At 68.9% G+C, this 19413-nt stretch carries 14 protein-coding genes and 1 pseudogene; 7 read left to right on the plus strand and 8 right to left on the minus strand.

What is annotated here, in order from left to right; translation table 11 throughout:
* Positions 1–22: 22 nt before the first annotated feature.
* The gene (msbA, locus tag OEJ37_RS28520) at positions 23–1774 is read right to left on the minus strand and encodes a lipid A export permease/ATP-binding protein MsbA (RefSeq protein WP_244130754.1); all 1752 of its coding nucleotides are present in this window, start codon (positions 1772–1774) and stop codon (positions 23–25) included.
* Between the two features lie 239 nt (positions 1775–2013).
* Between msbA and OEJ37_RS28525 the strand changes: the two genes are divergently transcribed.
* The 3 genes from OEJ37_RS28525 to OEJ37_RS28535 all read left to right on the plus strand — a co-directional run bounded on the left by OEJ37_RS28525 (position 2014) and on the right by OEJ37_RS28535 (position 5165).
* A complete protein-coding gene (locus tag OEJ37_RS28525; RefSeq protein ID WP_175919304.1) occupies positions 2014–2766 on the plus strand; it encodes a glycosyltransferase family 2 protein in 753 nt (250 codons plus the stop codon).
* Between the two features lie 143 nt (positions 2767–2909).
* Positions 2910–3752 (plus strand): glycosyltransferase family 2 protein, encoded by an 843-nt coding sequence (locus OEJ37_RS28530; RefSeq protein WP_263347781.1) that lies wholly within the window; start codon positions 2910–2912, stop codon positions 3750–3752.
* Between the two features lie 132 nt (positions 3753–3884).
* The gene (locus OEJ37_RS28535; protein ID WP_175944943.1) at positions 3885–5165 is read left to right on the plus strand and encodes an O-antigen ligase family protein; all 1281 of its coding nucleotides are present in this window, start codon (positions 3885–3887) and stop codon (positions 5163–5165) included.
* Between the two features lie 131 nt (positions 5166–5296).
* Here OEJ37_RS28535 and OEJ37_RS28540 read toward each other — a convergent pair whose 3' ends face one another.
* The 3 genes from OEJ37_RS28540 to dnaE all read right to left on the minus strand — a co-directional run bounded on the left by OEJ37_RS28540 (position 5297) and on the right by dnaE (position 11572).
* On the minus strand, positions 5297–6475 hold the full coding sequence (locus tag OEJ37_RS28540) for a glycosyltransferase family 9 protein (protein ID WP_263347785.1): 1179 nt from the start codon (positions 6473–6475) through the stop codon (positions 5297–5299).
* 204 nt (positions 6476–6679) lie between these two features.
* Complete coding sequence (locus tag OEJ37_RS28545) at positions 6680–7768, minus strand: glycosyltransferase family 9 protein (RefSeq protein ID WP_175919345.1); 1089 nt, start codon at positions 7766–7768, stop codon at positions 6680–6682.
* Positions 7769–8038: 270 nt separating this feature from the next.
* Entirely contained in the window at positions 8039–11572 is a 3534-nt protein-coding gene (gene dnaE, locus OEJ37_RS28550) for a DNA polymerase III subunit alpha (protein WP_263347788.1), read from the minus strand.
* A gap of 216 nt (positions 11573–11788) precedes the next feature.
* On the opposite strand from dnaE, the gene OEJ37_RS28555 reads away from it, so the two are divergent.
* Positions 11789–12643 carry a sulfurtransferase gene (locus tag OEJ37_RS28555; protein ID WP_174418185.1) on the plus strand — a complete coding sequence of 285 codons (855 nt, stop codon included), beginning with the start codon at positions 11789–11791 and terminating at the stop codon, positions 12641–12643.
* A gap of 19 nt (positions 12644–12662) precedes the next feature.
* Positions 12663–13556, plus strand: coding sequence for a tRNA glutamyl-Q(34) synthetase GluQRS (gene gluQRS, locus OEJ37_RS28560; protein ID WP_175919301.1), 894 nt, complete (start codon positions 12663–12665; stop codon positions 13554–13556).
* A gap of 171 nt (positions 13557–13727) precedes the next feature.
* On the opposite strand, the gene OEJ37_RS28565 is transcribed toward gluQRS, so the two are convergent.
* From OEJ37_RS28565 to purT, 4 genes are all read right to left on the minus strand, one after another.
* A complete protein-coding gene (locus tag OEJ37_RS28565; protein WP_175919300.1) occupies positions 13728–15299 on the minus strand; it encodes a DEAD/DEAH box helicase in 1572 nt (523 codons plus the stop codon).
* Positions 15300–15687: 388 nt separating this feature from the next.
* Positions 15688–16068, minus strand: coding sequence for an MliC family protein (locus OEJ37_RS28570; protein ID WP_174418182.1), 381 nt, complete (start codon positions 16066–16068; stop codon positions 15688–15690).
* Between the two features lie 66 nt (positions 16069–16134).
* Positions 16135–16320, minus strand: a complete 186-nt coding sequence (locus OEJ37_RS28575; RefSeq protein WP_263347794.1) for a DUF6726 family protein — start codon at positions 16318–16320, stop codon at positions 16135–16137.
* Between the two features lie 18 nt (positions 16321–16338).
* Positions 16339–17553: a formate-dependent phosphoribosylglycinamide formyltransferase gene (gene purT / locus OEJ37_RS28580; protein ID WP_175944934.1), complete on the minus strand. Its 1215-nt coding sequence runs from the start codon at positions 17551–17553 to the stop codon at positions 16339–16341.
* A gap of 214 nt (positions 17554–17767) precedes the next feature.
* Between purT and OEJ37_RS28585 the strand changes: the two genes are divergently transcribed.
* Together OEJ37_RS28585 and OEJ37_RS28590 are read left to right on the plus strand one after the other, a co-directional pair.
* Entirely contained in the window at positions 17768–18313 is a 546-nt protein-coding gene (locus OEJ37_RS28585; RefSeq protein WP_175919298.1) for an META domain-containing protein, read from the plus strand.
* Positions 18314–18490: 177 nt separating this feature from the next.
* Positions 18491–19413, plus strand: a pseudogene (locus tag OEJ37_RS28590) (DNA translocase FtsK); the annotation flags it as partial.

The raw sequence follows: 19413 nt of genomic DNA on the forward strand, positions 1-19413 counted from the left end.
CATGATGCCGACGGAACGCGCGTCACGCCGCCTGCTGCTGGTACTGGATCCGGTGCAGGTGCGCGTAGAGGCCGCCATGGCGCAGCAGTTCGTCGTGGCTGCCCTCTTCGACGATCTTGCCGGCCTCGAGCACGAGGATGCGGTCCGCGCGCTCGATCGTCGACAACCGGTGCGCGATCACGAGCGTCGTGCGGCCTTCCATCAGCCGTTCGAGCGCGGCCTGCACGTGGCGTTCCGATTCGGAATCGAGCGCCGACGTCGCTTCGTCCAGGATCAGGATCGGCGCGTCCTTGTAGATCGCGCGTGCGATCGCGAGCCGCTGGCGCTGGCCGCCGGACAGCCGCATCCCGTTGCCGCCGACGAGCGTGTCGAGCCCGTCGGGCATCGCGGCCACCGCATCGGCGAGGTTCGCGGCCTCGAGCGCGGCCTGCACGCGCGCGCGGTCGGGCGTCTGCCCGTACGCGACGTTCGCGGCGATCGTGTCGTTGAACAGCACGACGTCCTGGCTGACCATCGCCATCTGCCCTCGCAGCGCGTGGAGGTCGTAGTCGGCAACCGGCACGCCGTCGACCAGGATCGCGCCGTCCGTCGGGTCGAAGAAGCGCGGCAACAGGTTCACGAGCGTCGTCTTGCCGCTGCCGGACGGGCCCGCGAGCGCGATCATCTCGCCCGGCGCGACCTTGAACGAAATGCGGTCGAGCGTCGGCCGCTCGGCCGCGCCGTAGTCGAACGACACGCCGCGGAACTCGATCTCGCCGCGCGCCTGCGGCAGCGGCCGGCCGCCGCCCTGCGGCTCGGCCGGCTCGTCGATCAGCCCGAATATCAGCTCGGCCGCCGTCATCCCGCGCTGCAGCGGCTGGTTGACGTCGATCAGGTGCTTGAGCGGCGAGATCACCAGCAGCATCGACGTGACGAACGCGACGAACCCGCCGACCGTCGTCTGGTCGTTGGTCGACTGCACCACCGCGATCGTGATCACGACCGCGAGCGCGATCGACGCGAGGAACTGCGTGAGCGGCTGCGCGAGACCGCCCGAGATCGTCATGCGCATCGCGTAGCCGCGCAGTCGCTTGCTCATCGCGGTGAAACGGTCCATCTCGTAGGTTTCGCCGTTGTGTACCTTGACGACCTTGTAGCCGCCGACCGTCTCCTCGACGATGTACGACAGTTCGTTGGTCAACGTCTGGTGCTCGCGGTTCAGGCGGCGCAGGCGGCGGTTGATCTTGCTGACGAGCCAGCCGATGCCGGGCAGGATCACCGCGACGATCAGCGTAAGCCGCCAGTTCAGGTAGAACAGGTAGCCGAGCAGGAAGATCACCGTCAGTGAATCGCGCACGAGCGTGACCATCACGCCCGTCAGCACCGACAGGATCTGGTTGACCTCGAACACGATCGCGTTGATCACCGTGCTCGCGGTTTCGCGCTGGAAGAACGACGCGCCCGTGTGGAGCATCCGCTGGAACATCTCGAGCCGCAGTTGCAGCAGGATGCGGTTCGATACGTAGTTGAGCAGGTAATTCGATGCGTACTGCGATACGCCGCGCACGAGCGCGAGGCCGATCACCGCGATCGGCACGTACCATTTCGCGCTGTCGCTGCCGTGCACGCCGAAACCGTGGTCGAGGAGCGGCTTGAGCAGCGCCGGAATGCCGGCTTCGGTGGCCGCGACGACGCCCATCGTCATCACGGCGAGCACCACGATGCCGATGAGCGGCCGGATGTACGGCCACAGGCGCTTGAGGACCGTGACCGGCGAGGTGCCGGTGCCGTCCATCGGTTTGCGAAGAGTGTTCTGGGTTTCCAAGGCAATCCTTCTTGAGCCGCGAAGCGGCGCCCGGCGCGTGGCCGCCCGGGATTTCGCCCCTGTCGGGCGGGTGCCGAAAAGGGCTCAACATTATAGCCGCACCGCCCCCGCCGGCACGGTCATGGCCGATGCGGCCGGCGGCCGGCGGCCGGCGGCCGGGCCGCGGGTATACTGCCGCTCACCGTTTTCTCCGCCTTTCCGACGATCTCATGGCTGAACCCTCCCTCGGCGTCGCCCTCATCGCCCTCAACGCGTCCGCGCGGCTCGCCCAGTGCCTCGATGCGCTGTCGTTCGCCGACGATGTCGTCGTCATCGACGGCGGCAGCACCGACGATACCGTGGCAATCGCGCAGGCGCACGGCGCGCGCGTGATCGTCGAGCGCGACTGGCCGGGCTTCGGCCCGCAGAAGAACCGCGCGCTCGACGCGCTCGGCACCGACTGGATCCTGTCGCTCGATACCGACGAAATCGTCAGCCCGGAGCTCGCGCAGTCGATCCGCGACGCGATCCGCGCGCCGGCCGCGCAGGTCTACGCACTCGACCGGCTGTCGAGCTTCTGCGGCCAGTGGATCCATCACAGCGGCTGGTATCCCGACTGGGTGCCGCGCCTGTTCCGGCGCGGCTCCGCGCGTTTCTCCGACGATCTCGTGCACGAGCGCCTCGTGTTCGATACCGCCGCGCAGCGCCTGCCCGGCAAGCTGATGCACTACTCGTACGAGGACTTCGAAACCGTCGTGCGCAAGCTCGACGCGTATTCGACGGCCGGCGCGCGCCAGCGCCGCGCGGCCGGCCAGCGCGGCGGCTTCGGCAAGGCGCTCGCGCGCGGCGCCTGGGCGTTCGTGCGCACCTACGTGCTGCGGCGCGGGTTCCTCGACGGCCGCGCGGGCTTCATGATCGCCGTGTTCAATGCGGAAACCGTGTATTACCGCTTCCTGAAGCTCGGCCACGAACCGGCACGCTGAGCGCCCGCCCCTGCACGCTGCCAGCACGCCGCCGGCACGCGGCCGGCCCGGCGTTACAATGCCGGGCTGCCCGCGCCGCGCGTACCCGCCCCAGCGGCCGCACCGCGCGCCGCCCGCCACGACGACCACCGAATCCGACCGCCATGTTCTCCATCATCATCCCGACCTGGAACAACCTGCCGTACCTCAAGCTCGTCGTCGACAGCTTGCGCCGCCACTCCGCGTACGACCACCAGATCATCGTGCACGTGAACGACGGCTCGGACGGCACGCTCGACTGGGTGCGCAGCGAAGGGATCGAGCACACCGCGTCGCCGGCCAACATCGGCATCTGCCATGCGGTGAACCTGGCCGCCGCGCGCGCGACGCGCGACTACGTCGTCTACATGAACGACGACATGTTCTGCTGCCCCGGCTGGGACGCGGCGCTCGTGCGCCGCATCGAACAGATGCCGACCATCCTCTTCATGCTGTCGGGCACGATGATCGAGCCGGTCGACACGCGCAACCCGTGCGTCGTCGTCAGCAATTTCGGCCGCGACGCCGAGCATTTCGACGCGGCGGGCCTCGTCGAAGCGACCCCGCGGCTCGCGCGCGCGGACTGGCTCGGCTCGACCTGGCCGCCGACGCTCGTGCACCGCGACTGGTGGAACCGCATCGGCGGCTACAGCAGCGAGCTGTCACCCGGCATGAGCAGCGACAACGACTTCTCGATGAAATTCTGGGACGCCGGCTGCCGGATCTTCCTCGGCGTCGGCGACAGCCTCGTCTACCACTTCCAGCAGAAAAGCACGGGCAAGATCGTCAAGAACGACGGCCGCCGCCAGTTCCTGAACAAATGGGGCATGACCCAGGCGACGTTCGACCGCTACTACCTGCATCGCGGCGAGCCGGCCGGCACGCGCGTCGCACTCGACACGCCGGTGGTCGACGGGCGCCTGAAGCGCGCGCTGCTGCGTTCGCGGATCAAGCGCGCATTCAGCTGATCGGGCCCTGAAAACGGCACAGAAACGCCGCCTGCTTCGCGTATACTGCGCCGTTCGTCCCGGAGCTCCCGCCGGGACGCGCGGCGCGAGCATGATGTCCGCAAGCCGCATTCGTCCATTCGACAGGTTCCGATGCTTTCGTTTTCCACTCCCGCCACGCGGCGCCTGACCGCCGCTCGCGCCTTCGCCGTCGCCGCGCTCTGCATGGTGCCGGTCTCGACCGCGCTGACCAATGTGTTCTGCGGACTGTTTGCCGCCGCGCTCGTGATCTCCCCCGAATTCTGGCGCGACCTGCGCTCGTTCGTGACCGACCCGGCCTCGCTCGCGGCGCTGCTGATCCTCGCCGCGCTGACTGCCAGCGTCGCATACACGGTCGCGCCGCACAACAAGGCGTGGAACTGGGTCGCCAAATACGACAAGCTGCTGCTGCTGCCGTTCGCCGTGCTCGCGTTCCGCCATTCGAACTGGGCGCCGATCGTGCGGCGCTGCTGGTTCGGCACGCTGTGCATGGTCCTGCTGCTGTCGACGACCAACTATCTCGGGCTGACCGCGATCGGGCCCGCGCACGCGACCGATCTGCCGCTGTCGCGCGCCTGGGTGTTCAAGAACCACATCGCCGCCGGCATGTTCGGCGCGCTGCTGTTCTATCAGGCGGCCGATCTCGCGCTTGCCGCCCGCACGGCGCTGTCGCGCGCCGCGTATGCGGGCGTCGCCGCGTGGTCGCTCGTCAACGTGTTCGTGATGCTGCAGGGACGCACGGGGCAGGTCATCGCGCTGCTGCTGATCCTCGTCGTCGCCGTGCGTTTCGTGCTGTTGCTGCGCCGGCAATCGGCGCTGCGCGCGGGGCTCGCCGCCGGCGCGCTCGTCCTGTTCGGCGCCGCGCTCGTGGTCGCCGCATGCACGGTTCACAACGGCCGGCTCGTGAAGGTCGTGACGGAAGTGCAGCAATACCGGCAGAGCGATGCGGTCACGTCGACCGGGTTGCGCCTCGAGTGGTACAAGAAGGGGCTTGAGCTGTTTCGTCAGCGTCCGGTGATCGGTTACGGCGCAGGCGGTCTCGAATCCGAATTCGAGAAGCTCACGGCCGGCAAGACGGCCGCCGAAGGCCAGCTCACCTCGAACCCGCACAACGAATACCTGCTGATGGCCGTGCAGCTCGGCTCGGTCGGCCTGCTGCTGTTCATCAACCTGATCGTGCAGATCGCGCGCGGCAGTCGCACGCTCGATCCACGCTCGCGGCATTTGCTGCTCGCGTGGCTTGCCATCTTCGCGATCGGCAGCCTTGCGAATTCGCTGCTGCTCGATTTCGCCGAAGGGCACCTGATCGTGCTGCTGGCCGGCATCCTGCTCGGTTGCGGCGAGCGCGGCGAGGCGCTGCCGCGCGAGACGTCGGCGATCCGGCGCAGCGCGTAACGCGCGACGGCATATGCTCTGCTGCCTTCCGGCTTCGGCGGCAGAGGAGGCCCGCCGGCAAAGCAAACGGGTTGCACGGCTCGTCGCCCCCCCTGCAACGACGCAAGAACGCGTCGCCCGCGCGTCAATCGTCAGTCGGATCCGGCGCGATGCAATCGCGACGTGTCGACAACGGCCTCGGCCGGGCCCGGCGGATTCAGCCCGAGCATCTCGGCCGCCGCGGCTTTCACGCGCTGCGCGCCGAGATTGACGAGGCAATCGCTGCGGCTGTCGACCTTGCGCTCGCAGCCCTCCTGCCGGCACGGCACGCAATCGCCCTCCCCCTGCAGCAGCCACACGTTTCCGTGCCGCCCCGAGCCGCGCAGCGGCCACGGATTCTCGGTCGCGGGCCAGTGCTGCGGCCACGGCCCCCAGCGCACAGGGTCGGACGGGCCGAACAGCGCGATCGTGTCGGTGCCCGTCGCGGCCGCGACGTGCGTCGCGCCGGTGTCCGGCCCGATGAAGAGGCGCGCGCGACGCACGAGCTCCGCGCTTTCGCCGAACGTGAGGCGACCGACCAGGTTCAGCACGTCACCGCCCGCTTCGGCCGCGACCTGCTCCGCATACTCGCGCTCGCGATCGGCCGGGCCGCCCGACAACGCGACCGCGAAGCCGTGCTCGCGCAGCCATCCGATCATCTCGACCCAGCCCTCGAGCCGCCATTGCTTGTAACGGAACATCGGATACGGATGCAGAACGACCAGCGGCTTGCCGTCTCGGATCGCCGGCGATTCCGCGAGCCATGCGTCGAAGCGCGCGCGCCGCGCGGGATCGTCGCCGATGCCGGGCGCGACGACCTCGGACACCGGCTCGATGCCGATCACGGGTGCGAGCGCGAGCGTGCTGACGACCGTATGCGCGGATTCGTGGTGATTGATCGCGATGCCGTTCAGCATCATCCGCGTGAGCCACGTGACGCGGTCGGGATCGACGAGGCCGACCCGTTTGCGGCCGGCGAACCAGCTATAGAAACGCGGCCGGTCGGAACTCAGCGCCGCGCACGCGAGATCGTAGCGGCGCCATATCGACAGCGCGTCGCACAGCCGCTCACGGAATCCCGCGCGCTGCGCGACGACGATCACGCGCCGCACGTCCGGATTGTGCTCGAGCACGCCCTCGGTGCCTCGAAACACCAGCATGTCGATCTGCGCATCGGGCCAGCGGGCCTTCAGCGAACGCACGAGCGGCGTCGTCAGCAGCACGTCGCCGATACGGCGCGGCGCGGCAACGAGGATGGTTCTGGGCGGGCGGGCGGAAGAAAACAGGGCCACGGCAATCGGTCTGTCTAGCTGGCTGAACAAGGCTGGCAATGTACAGGATTTTGCAGCAGCCGGCGCGGCATCGCGAACCGGCCGTGCGGGACGCGTTGACGTGACCCTGATGCGGCCCTGCCGGCAGGACGCGGTGCGGCAAGCGCCGGCGCACAGGCGCTTGCACCGTGCGCGGCGCTTCGGGTGCTTCCGGTGCTTCCGGCGCTACGAAGCGATGGTCAGGGCCGCGGATGTCGCAGCGGCCGCGCGGCGCGCGCGCCCGGCATCGGCCACCGGCTCGTCGCAATGGCCGGCCTGCGGCAGCAGATGACGCACGGCGCGCTCGACCGCGTCGACACCGATCGCGTCGACGGTCGCGCCGGCGCGCAGGATCACATGCGGCACGCCGAGCGGATGCCAGCGCAGGTATTTCTCGGGACGGTCCTCGAACAGCGCGGCGACCGGCACGCCGAGCGCCGACGCGAGATGCACGGGCGCGCTGTCGGCCGAGACGATCGTGTCGAGCAGGCTCGCGGCGGCCACCAGATCGGCGACCGACGACGGCGCGACATGGCGCGCGCTTACATCGCGCCACGCATCGTCCTCGGCGGTATTGCGGATGGCCGGATCGCGGAACACGATCACGTCGGCGAACGGCGCGAGCCGCTCGCCGAGGTCGCGCCAGCGATCCGCGGGCCAGCGGCGCTCGGCCGCCTTGTTCGACACGAACAAACCGACGCGCGGCTTCGTGCGCTCCCCGAGCAGGCGATACCACGCATCCTGCAGCGCGCGGTCCGGATGAACCGACAGCTCGAGGCGGTCGAGATCGGCGCGACCGAGTTCGGGCACGAGCCGGAACCCCGACAGCGCCTCGTGGCACATCGGCCGCTGCGCGACATGCTCTGGCTTGCGATCGTCGAATTCGGTCTCGGCATCGTGCCAGCGGCAATCCTTCGCGCGCAGCTGGCGCGCGAACTGCATGCTGCTGCGATGCATGCCGCCGTTCGGCACGACCACGAGGTCGAACCGCAGGCGACGCAAGCGGCGCACGAGCCGCAGCCGGTCGAAGAACGCGCGCATCCGCCCGGGACGGTCGTTGCGCTCGCATTGGCGGCTGTACACGTACGTGTGAACCGTGTGCACGTCCGGGTTGCCTGCCAGCGCGGCCGCGTTGTAGCGGTTTGCGACCACATGCAGTTCAGCGCCGGGCCAGCGCTCCTTCAGCGCACCGAGGAATGCGGTCGTGCACAGCATGTCGCCCAGAAAATCAATCCGGATCACGAGGATCCGCCCCGTCAGGTTCCCGTTGGCCATGGTCATGTGGGTGACAGTCAGTTTTTTATCGCCGCGACGGGCCGATGCCCCGGCATCCTGTTCCGGGACGGCCTGGTCGCGCGCTACCGCTCGTCGCATGGATCCGCCCCCGTTTGTGTGCGCGCGCGAGCGCGGCTTGCGCCGGATTGTATAGCGTCCGGTTGGCCTGCCCAAGACCTGCAGGCCGGAAGATGCAAAAACGGCCCGCCGCACCGCATGATCGCGATGCGACGGGCCGCGTATCGCGACAGCCGTCCGGTCGGGACACCGTCAGTAAGTAATTTCGACGACACTACCGTCGAACGCCGCGCGCAGTTCCGTGAGCAGCATGTCGCTCGGCTTCACGCGCCACGCGTCGCCGAGACGCATTTCGCCTTGCGCCCGCGCGTTGGTGTAGTGGATCTGGACCGCGAGCCCGTTCGGCAGCGGCGCCTGCGGGCGACGGCCGCCGTCGCGCCCGCCGCCGCGCGGCGCGGGCGCTTCGACCGCGTGCGCGGCAGCCGGATCGTCCTTCGACACGTGCGGCTCGAGCACGCGGCGCAGCGCGCCTGCATCGGCGTTGCCGTTCATCGTCAGCCGGACGGCCTGCGCATAGCGGCTGCGCGCGCGTTCGAGATCCATCACGGTATCGGCCGTGAAGCGGATGCCGCCCGTGAATGCGTCGTTGCGCGCCTGCCCCTGCACGATCAGCAGTTCGTCTTCCTTGAACAGCGCCTTGTTCGCCTCGAACTGCTCGTTGAAGATCGTGATCTCGCACTGGCCCGAACCGTCGTCGAGCAGCGCGATCAGCATCTTGCCGCGCTGGGTCATCTGCGTGCGCAGCGACGCGATGATGCCAGCGACGAGCTTGTCGCGCCCTTCCTTCAGGTCGCCGACCTTTTGTCGCACGAAGCGGCGCACCTCGTCGCGATACGCGTCGAACAGGTGGCCGGACAGGTAGAAGCCGAGCGCGCCCTTTTCTTCCTGCAGACGACGCTTGTCGTCCCACGCCGGCTCATCGACGAGCGCATGCGCGTGCGGCGACTCGGCGCCCATGTCGAACAGCCCGGCCTGCATCGCGTTCGCCTCGGCCTGATCGGCCGCTTCCATCGCGAGCGGCACCGACGCGAGCATCTGCGCGCGGTTCGCGTTCAGCGAATCGAACGCGCCGGCGCGGATCAGCGCCTCGACCGTGCGGCGGTTGACGACGCGCCGGTCGATCCGTTCGCAGAAGTCGAACAGGTCGGTGAACGCCTTTTCCTCGCGCGCGCGCAGGATTTCCTCGATCGCGTTCTGGCCGCTGCCCTTCACTGCGCCGAGGCCGTAGCGGATCGTGCGCGAACGCTTGCCGTCGGCTTCGGCAACGGGCTCGAACCGGTAATGCGACCGGTTGATGTCGGGCGGCAGCACGGCGAGGTTGTTCACGACGCAGTCGTCGAACAGGATCTTCACCTTGTCGGTGTCGTCCATCGCGAGCGTCATGTTGGCCGCCATGAATTCGGCCGGATGGTGCGCTTTCAGCCACGCGGTGTAATACGCGAGCAATGCGTACGCGGCCGCGTGCGACTTGTTGAAGCCGTAGCCCGCGAACTTCTCCATCAGGTCGAAGATCTCGTCGGACTTCTCGCGCGTGAGGCCGTTCTTCGCCGCACCCTCGGCGAAGATCTCGCGGTGCTTGGCCATCTCCTCGGGCTTCTTCTTGCCCATCGCGCGACGCAGCAAGTCAGCGCCGCCGAGCGAGTAGCCGCCGATGATCTGCGCCATCTGCATCACCTGCTCCTGATAGACCATGATGCCGTAGGTCTCTTTCAGGACGGGTTCGACGCGCGGATCCGGATAGTCGACCTTCTCGCGTCCGTGCTTCCGTGCGCAGAAGCTCGGGATCAGGTCCATCGGGCCCGGACGGTACAACGACACGAGCGCGATGATGTCCTCGAAGCGGTCGGGCTGCGCATCCTTCAGCATGCCCTGCATCCCGCGGCTTTCCAGCTGGAACACCGCGACCGTGTTCGCCTTCTTCAGGATCTGGAACGAAGCAGGATCGTCGAGCGGCACCTGCGCGAGCGACCAGTCGGCCTTCGACGGATCGAGGCGGCGAATGTAGCGCTCGGCCCAGTCGAGGATCGTCAGCGTCGTGAGGCCCAGAAAGTCGAACTTCACGAGGCCGACGGCTTCGACGTCGTCCTTGTCGTACTGGCTGACGACGCCGCCTTCGTCGCCCTGCGTGTACAGCGGGCAGAAATCGGTCAGCTTGCCGGGCGCGATCAGCACGCCGCCCGCGTGCATCCCGACGTTACGCGTGAGGCCCTCGACGCGCTGCGCGAGATCGAGCAGCTGGTGGACTTCGTCCTCGTGGTCGTAGCGCTCCTGCAGCTGCGGCTCTTCCTTCATCGCGTCGGCGATCGTCACGTGCTTGCCCGGCTTGAACGGGATCAGCTTCGCGACGCCATCGGTGAACATGTAGCCGAGGTCGAGCACGCGGCCGATGTCGCGCACGGCCGCCTTCGCGGCCATCGTGCCGAAGGTGGCGATCTGCGACACGGCGTCCGCGCCGTACTTCTCCTTCACGTACTGGATCACGCGGTCGCGGCCGTGCTGGCAGAAGTCGATGTCGAAGTCGGGCATCGACACGCGTTCCGGGTTCAGGAAGCGCTCGAACAGCAGGTTGTAGCGCAGCGGGTCGAGGTCGGTAATGCCGAGCGCGTATGCGACCAGCGAACCGGCGCCCGAGCCGCGGCCCGGGCCGACCGGCACGCCGTTGTTCTTCGCCCAGTTGATGAAGTCCGCGACGATCAGGAAGTAGCCGGGAAAGCCCATCTTCGTGATGGTCCCGCACTCGAATTCGAGGCGCTTGTAGTACGTGTCGCGCTGCGCGTCGCGTTCGGCTTCGGCCGGATAGAGCTGCACGAGCCGCGTCTCGAGCCCTTCCTTCGACAACTGGACCAGGTAGTCGTCGAGCGACATGCCGTCCGGTGTCGGGAACAGCGGCAGTTTCGGCTTGCCCAGCTCGAGCTTCAGGTTGCAGCGTTTTGCGATCTCGACCGTGTTCGCGACCGCGGACGGCAGGTCGGCGAACAGCGCTGCCATGTCGTCCTGCGTGCGGAAATACTGGTCGGTCGTGAAGCGCTTCTGGCGCCGCGGGTTCGCGAGGATGTCGCCTTCCGAGATGCACACGCGCGCCTCGTGCGCGGTGAAATCGTCGTCGGTCATGAACTGCGTCGGGTGCGTCGCGACGACCGGCAGCTTCAGCGACGCGGCGAGCGTCGCGGCCTGCTGGATGTACGCCTCGGCGCCCGGCTGGCCGTACCGCTGCAGCTCGATGTAGAAGCCGCCCGGAAACACCTTCGACCAACGCTCGGCGTGACGGCGCGCTGCTTCTTCGTTGCCGGCCGCGAGCGCGAGCCCGATATCGCCCTGCTGCGCGCCCGACAGCGCGAGCAGCCCCTGCGCGAGCTCGCCGTCGAGCCAGCTCGCGTCGAGTTCCGCGCGACCGCGATACTGGTTCGTGAGCCATGCCTTCGACAGCAGCTCGCAGAGATTCAGGTAACCGACCTTGTCCTTCACGAGCAGCAGCAGCCGCGACGGCTTGTCGCGATCGTCCGGATTCATGATCCAGACGTCGCAGCCGGCGATCGGCTTGATGCCCTTGCCGCGGGCTTCCTGGTAGAAACGGACGAGGCCGAATGCGTTGCCGAGATCGGTGAGCGCGAGCGCGCCCTGGCCGTCTGCGGCCGCCGCCTTGACGATGTCGTCGAGACGCACGATGCCGTCGGCAATCGAGAATTCGGAGTGAACGCGAAGATGAACGAAGCGGGGATCTGACATGGGCGTTATTGTAGCCGCGTCGCCGCGCAGGCTGCCCAAAAAATCCCCGCACTGGCCGTTCGGCCGACGCGCGCGACGCCACGTCGCGCGGCTGGCCAAACGGCTGGATGCCGGTACGTGCGCGGTTTGCGGGATAATACGGGTTTTCGAATCATCGCCACGGCTTCGCACCCTTTTTTTGCGGGCCGCCGTGCGGCCGTTTCCCGTCGGACCATCATGACCATCGTCAACCTCGCCGCCTACCACTTCGTATCGCTCGACGCGAACGAGCAATGGCGCCCGCTCGTCACCGCCCGTTGCAACGAACTCGACCTGCGCGGCACGATCCTGCTCGCGCCGGAAGGCATCAACCTGTTCATCGCCGGCACGCGCGAAGCGGCCGACGTATTCATCGACTACCTTCGCCACGATCCGCTGTTCGAGGGCAAGTTCGCGACGCTGCAGTTCAAGGAAAGCCTGTCCGACTCGCAGCCGTTCCGCCGCATGCTCGTGCGCCTGAAGCGCGAGATCATCACGATGAAGAAGCCGGCGATCAAGCCGGAGCTCGGCCGCGCGCCGTTCGTCGACGCGCGCACGTTGAAGGCGTGGCTCGACCGCGGCCACGACGACGCGGGCCGCCCGGTCGTGATGCTCGACACGCGCAATGCGTTCGAGGTCGACGTCGGCACGTTCGACGACGCGCTCGACTACCGGATCGACAAGTTCAGCGAGTTCCCGGAAGTGATCGACGCGAATCGCGCCGATCTCGACGGCAAGACGGTCGTGTCGTTCTGCACGGGCGGCATCCGCTGCGAGAAGGCCGCGATCCACATGAAGGAAATCGGCATCGAGAACGTGTACCAGCTCGAAGGCGGGATCCTGAAGTATTTCGAGGAAGTCGGCGGCGCGCACTATCACGGCGACTGCTTCGTGTTCGACTACCGCACCGCGCTGAACCCGCAACTCCAGCCCACCGAGAACGTCACGTGCTTCGCGTGCCGCGCGGTCGTCACGCCGGAAGCGCAACAGTCGCCGAGCTACGTGTCCGGCAAGTCGTGCCCGGCCTGCGCGCAGGCAGCCAGCGCCGCGTAAGCGCGCGCCCCGCTCCCCGATGAACGGCTATCGCGGCCGCTTCGCGCCGTCGCCCACCGGGCCGCTGCACTTCGGCTCGCTGGTCGGCGCGCTCGCGAGCTGGCTCGACGCGCGCGCACACGGCGGCGCATGGCTCGTGCGCATCGAGGACCTCGACGGCCCGCGCACGGTACCCGGCGCGGCCGACGACATCCTCGCGACGCTCGCGCATTTCGGCATGACGCCCGACGAGCCGCCCGTATGGCAAAGCACGCGCGATGCCGCGTACACGGCCGCGCTCGAGCAGCTCGTCGCAGCGGGGCTCGTCTATCCGTGCGGCTGCACGCGCAAGGAAATCGCCGACTCGCTGCGCGCCGCGCACGAGCGCCACACGACGCTCGCGTATCCGGGCACCTGCCGCACCGGTCTGCACGGCAAGCCTGCACGCGCATGGCGGCTGCGCGTACCGGACGGCGACGCGGCGATCGTCACGTTCGACGACCGCTGGCAGCACACGCAATCGCAAAACCTCGCGACCGAAGTCGGCGATTTCGTGTTGAAGCGCGCGGACGGGCAATGGGCCTATCAGCTCGCGGTCGTCGTCGACGATGCCGATGCGCGCATCACGCACGTCGTGCGCGGCGCCGACCTGCTCGATTCGACCGCGCGCCAGATCCATCTGCAACACTGCCTTGGCGTGCCGACGCCGCGATATCTGCACGTGCCCGTCGTCGTCGATGCAAACGGCGAGAAGCTCAGCAAGCAGACGGGCGCGACCGCGCTCGAGCGCGACGATCCGCTGCCGGCGCTGCAGGCCGCGGCCGCGCATCTGGGCCTCGCGCCCGATGGCGCGCTCGCGGGCACGACGCTGGATGTGTTCTACACGGCCGCGACGGTCGCGTGGGCACGGCGCTTCGGGCCGCTGGCCGGCTGAAGCGCCCGGCGAGTCGGCTTCGCGCCGATCGCATGTCGGTTGCATCTTCCGCCAGCGCCCTCTCCCCATCCCCCACCAAACCACGGCCCCAATGAAAAACGGGCACATGCTCGTCGCATGCACCCGCTTTTCCGGCAGCGCTCGCGCGCCGCACCGCCATGTCCGCCCGGCTTACGCCGACGGCTTGCGCGGCATCCCGAACCCGCCGAGCAGCGCGGCGACCTGGCGCTTCGGCCCTTTCTTCTCCGGCTGCTGCGCGGGCTCCGCATCATCCGACTGCTTCGCCGCCGCCGACGGTTCATACGGCTTCAGGAAGAAATCGTCGACCGGCGCTTCGTGGCGACGATGATGACCGCTGCGCTCGGAACCGGCCGAGCGGCGCCCCGACGCACCGCGATGCTCGTCGCGTTCGCGCCGGCCACCGCGCTCGCCGCCGCGTTCGCTGTTGCGGTCGCCGCTACGCTCGCCGCCGCGCTCGCTGCCACGATCGTCTTGACGATGGCGCGCCGGCTTGTCGAGCGCGAGCGTCTGCACTTCGAGCGGACGCTTGATCAGCTTCTCGATATCGGCGAGCTGCTTGCGCTCGTTCGGGCTGCACAGCGACAGCGCGTCGCCGGTCGCGCCCGCACGGCCGGTACGGCCGATCCGGTGCACGTAGTCTTCCGCGCTGAACGGCAGGTCGAAGTTGATCACGGCCGGCAGTTCGACGATGTCGAGGCCGCGCGCGGCCACGTCGGTCGCGACCAGCGCCTCGATTTCGCCGCGCTTGAACGCGTCGAGCGCCTGCATCCGCTCGATCTGCGTCTTGTCGCCGTGGATCGCCGACGCGACCACGCCGTCGCGCTCGAGATTGCGCGCGAGCCGGCTCGCGCCGATCTTGCTGTTGCAGAACACGATCACCTGCTTGAGCCCGCGATCGCGCAGCAACTGCACGACGGCCGCCTGCTTGTCGCCTTCGGCGACGTCGTAGACGATCTGCGTGACGTTCGCGTTCGTCGAGTTGCTGCGCGCGACCTCGATCGTCTGCGGGTTGCGCAGGTAGGTCGACGCGAGCTTCTTGATTTCCGGCGAGAAGGTGGCCGAGAACAGCAGCGTCTGGCGCTCCTTCGGCAGCAGGTTCAGGATGCGCTGCAGATCAGGCAGGAAGCCCATGTCGAGCATCCGGTCGGCTTCGTCGAGCACGAGCATCTGCACCTGGCCGAGGTTCGCGGTCTTCTGCTGCACGTGGTCGAGCAGGCGGCCCGGCGTCGCGATCAGGATCTCGACGCCGCGGCGCAGTTCGGCCATCTGCGGGTTCATGTCGACGCCGCCGAACACGACCGCGCTGCGCAGCGGCGTGTGCTTCCCGTACGCATGCACGTTCGCGGCGACCTGGTCGGCGAGCTCGCGGGTCGGCGTGAGGATCAGCGCTCGCACGGGGTGGCGCGCCGGTGACGCGCTCGTGTTGGCTTGCGGCAGCAGGCGCTGGATGATCGGCAGCGAGAAGCTCGCGGTCTTGCCGGTGCCTGTTTGCGCGGCGCCCATGACGTCGCGGCCGGCGAGCACGACCGGAATGGCCTGCGCCTGGATCGGCGTCGGCGTCGTATAGCCCTGCTCCACAATGGCTTTCAGGATATCGGCGGCTAGGCCGAATTGGTCGAAGGTTGCGTCGACGGGCTTGGCGACAGAATCGGACATGGTGGCGTTTCGCTCAAAAGGCGCGGCGGGGACATCGTGCGTCAGGCCAGCCGGGCCTGCGCTCATCACAATTCGGAAATAGACGGAGCCGCGGCGCGCCGCGCGGCGCCGCTCTGGCGCTTGGGACCGGTTCAATGCGAACACTGGACACCAGGCCGTGCGGACTCCGTTCGGCGCGAATGCCGGCGGAAAGGGCCGTATTGTAGCACTGCGCGGCCATCTGTCCGTGACAACGCCGCGAACGGCCGTAACGGCGGTTCGCGCGGCGGGCCCGGACAGCGCCGCACGGCCGGCGCACGGCCCGGCCGGGTTATCCCGATCGGTCGTTGAGCGATATCAGGGGCCCGATCCCGAATTGCGTTGCCCAGGCGTCCGCGGCCGGCCTGAGCGCCGGACCTTCAGGTCCGGCAGCCGGCAGGCGCCGGCGGGCACGATCCACGATCGCGCCCGGCGCTCAGCCCTTCTTCTTTTTCTTCTCGACCTGCACGCAGTCGCCAAGCAGCGGCGGCGACTTCTGGTCGGCGATCTCGTCGCGCAGCGTCGCTTCCTTGCCCTTCGTCCACCACGTATAGCGGCCGGCCTGATAGCGCGCGCCCGAGGCCGACACGGTATCGACGAACAGCATTTGCCGGCCGTTGACCGGCACCAGCGCGAAGCTCTGGCCGTTGCCCGCGAGCCAGTACGACACGCGCACGGGCTGCTTCTGGTTCGCGCACTGGTAGACGGTCTGCTGGCGCGCATCGGCGTCGATCTCTTCGACGGTCAGTTGCGCGGCATGCGCGACGGAAACGGCGGCGCCGGCGAGCGCGAGGGCGGCGACGGTTTGGCGAATCATGCAGATCCTCTCACGGGACGGGTTCAGACGCGCCCTCACGGGCGCGCGGTTATTGTCGGTTCGTCGTCAGGGATCGATGACGTCGGCGCACGCGTCGGTCGGCGCGGCCGCGACATGGCCGACGAGCGGCACGATCTTGAGCCCGGCCGATGCGACCCGGCACGGCGCGGCCGCGAGGCCACACCCGGCGAGACTCGCGACAAGCGCCACCGCGGCGCCCAGCTTTCCGATACGCAGCCAGATCGGCGCCATCGCCCTCTCCTCGTTCCGTCAGCGGGCCGACACGGGCCGGACGGCCGCGGCGGCGCGCTTCGCGCGTTCGCGGGCTTCGTCGACGGTCGCGCCGGTCGCCAGCGCGACGCCCATGCGCCGCTTTGCAAAACTTTCCGGCTTGCCGAACAGGCGCAGGTCGGCGCCCGGCACCGCGAGCGCGTCGCGCACGCCTTCGAACGCGATCCCGCGCTCGTCGAGCCCGCCGTAAATCACGGCCGACGCGGCCGGCGTACCGAGCGCCGGATCGACCGGCAGCCCGAGAATCGCGCGCGCGTGCAGCTCGAATTCCGACTGGCGCTGCGACGCGAGCGTGACGAGGCCCGTATCGTGCGGCCGCGGGCTCACTTCCGAGAACCACACGTCGTCGCCGCGCACGAACAGCTCGACGCCGAACATCCCGCGCCCGCCGAGCGCCTCGGTAACCTTGTGCGCGATCTCGCGCGACTTCTCGAGCGCCACCGCGCTCATCGGCTGCGGCTGCCACGACTCGACGTAGTCGCCCGCGACCTGCACGTGGCCGACCGGTTCGCAGAAGTAGGTGCGCGTGCCGAGCGTCGCCGGGTCGATCGCGCGCACGGTCAGTTGCGTGATCTCGTATTCGAAATCGATGAAGCCCTCGACGATCACGCGGCCGTGGTTCACGCGTCCGCCCGCCATCGCGTAGTCCCATGCGGGCTTCACGTCGGCTTCGGTCTTCACGACCGACTGCCCCTTGCCCGACGACGACATCACCGGCTTCACGACGCACGGCATGCCGATCTTCGCGACCGCCGCACTGAATGCCTCGAACGAATCCGCGAACGCATACGGCGACGTCGGCAGCCCGAGCTCCTCGGCCGCGAGCCGGCGGATCCCTTCGCGGTTCATCGTGAGTTGCGTCGCGCGTGCGGTCGGGATCACCTCGGCGAGGCCGGCCGCCTCGATCGCCGCGAGCGCGTCGGTCGCGATCGCCTCGATCTCCGGCACGATCAGGTGCGGGCGCTCGGCCTCGACGATCGCCCGCAGCGCGGCGGCGTCCGTCATGTCGATCACGTGCGCGCGATGCGCGACCTGGTGGCCCGGTGCGTCCGGATAGCGGTCGACCGCGATGACTTCTACACCGAGCCGCTGCAACGCAATGATGACTTCCTTGCCGAGTTCGCCGGCGCCGAGCAGCATGACGCGCGTGGCCGAGGGCGAAAGCGGCGTACCGAGCCGCTGACCGATCTGCATGTGATTTCCCGCTTTCTGGTGGAGGACGAAAACGGCCCCGATGTTAACACGCGCCGCGGCGTCGGTTTGGTGCGTTTCGCCGCGCCGCGGCCCGGCCGCGCGCCGCGCGCGGGCAGGCCGCGAACGTTTTCACGCGCGAAGTGTCCGCTCGCCTGCCGCGGGGCGGGTGCGTTACTCTTACGCCTTGATCAGAATCCGATGAGGAACGAGGCTCATGTCCCACCTGTTCGCAGCCGTACGCGCCCGCACCGGCCTGCTTCGTCCGTTGCGCGCGCCGCTCTGCGCGTTGACGCTTGCCACGCTTCTCGCCGCCTGCGCGATGCCGACCCATCCCGATTCCGCCGCCCCCGCACCCGACCCGTACAACCCGGCCGCCGTCCAGTTGCTCGACGACACAAGCTGGGAACTCACCAGTTGGCTGAATGCCGACGGCACGCCGCGCACGATCCCGCACGGCGACAACGGCGAGCCGATCAAGCTCGCGCTGTCGACCGATTCGGGCATCCGGCGCGCCAGCGGGTTCTCGGGCTGCAACCGCTATATGGGCACCTACGCGATCAAGAACGGCCTGCTGAGCTTCGGGCCGCTCGCCGGCACACGGATGGCCTGCCCGAATACGCTCGGCGGCCAGCTCGAACCCGCCTACCTCGATGCACTTGCCCACATCGAGAAGACCGGCGTGCAGATGCGCGAGCCCAAGCAATTGCAGATCGTGACCGATTCCGGCGCAACGCTGACCTTCACGCACCGGAGCCCCTGATGCACCGCGCGCGCGAAGGCCGGCCGACCGCCTTCGCGTTGCGCGCCGCGCGCGTGTGCCGGACGCACGCGCCGCACGGCGTGAAACGAATTCACGCCGTCTTAGAATCTGGTTCGCCGGCCGGTTAAACTCGGCGGGTCGCGCCCCGCGCGCCCCTCCCCACTCCTGTTTCAAAGCATGCACACGGTTGTCTTCGGCTGGTTCGGCATCTCCGCCGTCTGGTTCCTCCTTCTCTTCTGGCGTCTCGTACAGGCGATGCTGCCCGGCGGCGGCGGCCTCGCCGGCCGCGGCTCGATCCGCCTGTGGCTCGGCTTCGCCGCGGTGTTCGTCGCAAGCTGCACGCTCACGAGCGCGCTGTCGGGCCCCGACACGAACGCGCTCGGCCACGCGTTCTCGACAGGCTTCGCACATGTGCTCGGCCCGATCGGCACGCCGGTCGCGATGGCCGTGCTGTTCTTCGCCGGGCTGCCCTGGCTGACCGGCATCGGCTGGCGCCAGTTCGCCGCATGGGTCGACACGTCGTTCGGCGTGAAGCTGTCGCGCGAGCGCGACGACGACGATGCCCGCGGGATCGCCGACCTGCCGCGCAGCGCGCTTCATCGCGACGACGACGTCGTGCAGCCGACCACCGCGCATACCGTCAACTCGATGGCGCCGCGCCAGAACGGCCGGTATTCGCGCCCGACGCTGTGGAAACCCGACCCGCAGGCGCGGCCGAAACCGCGCGGCAAGACGGCCCCGCGTCCGAACGCGGAACCCGTCGCGCCGTCGGGCTGGCTGAAGCCGACCGCGACCGGTCGCAGCATGCCGGCGCCGCCCGCGCCGATTCCGACCAGCGCGATGCCGCCGCCGACAACCGGCAGCACCGCCAGCCTCGCGCGCGCGGCGGCGAACTCGCAAGTGCCGCGCCCCGATCCCGCCCCGCTTCCGGTCGGATTCGAACCCGTCCGGCCGCGGCCGACGGCTGCGCGACCGGCCACCGCTGCGCTGAAGCAAGCCGCTCCGCACACCACTGTCACGCCGCGGCCGGCCAGCGCGCCGCCACGCCCGCCCGTGCGACCGGCGGCGGGGATCGGCGCGGCCGGTTTGCCGCCGGACGC

It is taken from the genome of Burkholderia sp. BKH01 (genome assembly GCF_025685725.1).
Lineage (GTDB): Bacteria > Pseudomonadota > Gammaproteobacteria > Burkholderiales > Burkholderiaceae > Burkholderia > Burkholderia pyrrocinia_C.

What these genes read in the sequence shown, in the direction of transcription:
- msbA (WP_244130754.1), bottom strand. Translation starts at nt 1,774, where the DNA reads ATGGACGGCACCGGCACCTCGCCGGTCACGGTCCTCAAGCGCCTGTGG.
- OEJ37_RS28525 (WP_175919304.1), top strand. Translation starts at nt 2,014, where the DNA reads ATGGCTGAACCCTCCCTCGGCGTCGCCCTCATCGCCCTCAACGCGTCC.
- OEJ37_RS28530 (WP_263347781.1), top strand. Translation starts at nt 2,910, where the DNA reads ATGTTCTCCATCATCATCCCGACCTGGAACAACCTGCCGTACCTCAAG.
- OEJ37_RS28535 (WP_175944943.1), top strand. Translation starts at nt 3,885, where the DNA reads ATGCTTTCGTTTTCCACTCCCGCCACGCGGCGCCTGACCGCCGCTCGC.
- OEJ37_RS28545 (WP_175919345.1), bottom strand. Translation starts at nt 7,768, where the DNA reads ATGGCCAACGGGAACCTGACGGGGCGGATCCTCGTGATCCGGATTGAT.
- dnaE (WP_263347788.1), bottom strand. Translation starts at nt 11,572, where the DNA reads ATGTCAGATCCCCGCTTCGTTCATCTTCGCGTTCACTCCGAATTCTCG.
- OEJ37_RS28555 (WP_174418185.1), top strand. Translation starts at nt 11,789, where the DNA reads ATGACCATCGTCAACCTCGCCGCCTACCACTTCGTATCGCTCGACGCG.
- gluQRS (WP_175919301.1), top strand. Translation starts at nt 12,663, where the DNA reads ATGAACGGCTATCGCGGCCGCTTCGCGCCGTCGCCCACCGGGCCGCTG.
- OEJ37_RS28565 (WP_175919300.1), bottom strand. Translation starts at nt 15,299, where the DNA reads ATGAGCGCAGGCCCGGCTGGCCTGACGCACGATGTCCCCGCCGCGCCT.
- OEJ37_RS28570 (WP_174418182.1), bottom strand. Translation starts at nt 16,068, where the DNA reads ATGATTCGCCAAACCGTCGCCGCCCTCGCGCTCGCCGGCGCCGCCGTT.
- OEJ37_RS28575 (WP_263347794.1), bottom strand. Translation starts at nt 16,320, where the DNA reads ATGGCGCCGATCTGGCTGCGTATCGGAAAGCTGGGCGCCGCGGTGGCG.
- purT (WP_175944934.1), bottom strand. Translation starts at nt 17,553, where the DNA reads ATGCAGATCGGTCAGCGGCTCGGTACGCCGCTTTCGCCCTCGGCCACG.
- OEJ37_RS28585 (WP_175919298.1), top strand. Translation starts at nt 17,768, where the DNA reads ATGTCCCACCTGTTCGCAGCCGTACGCGCCCGCACCGGCCTGCTTCGT.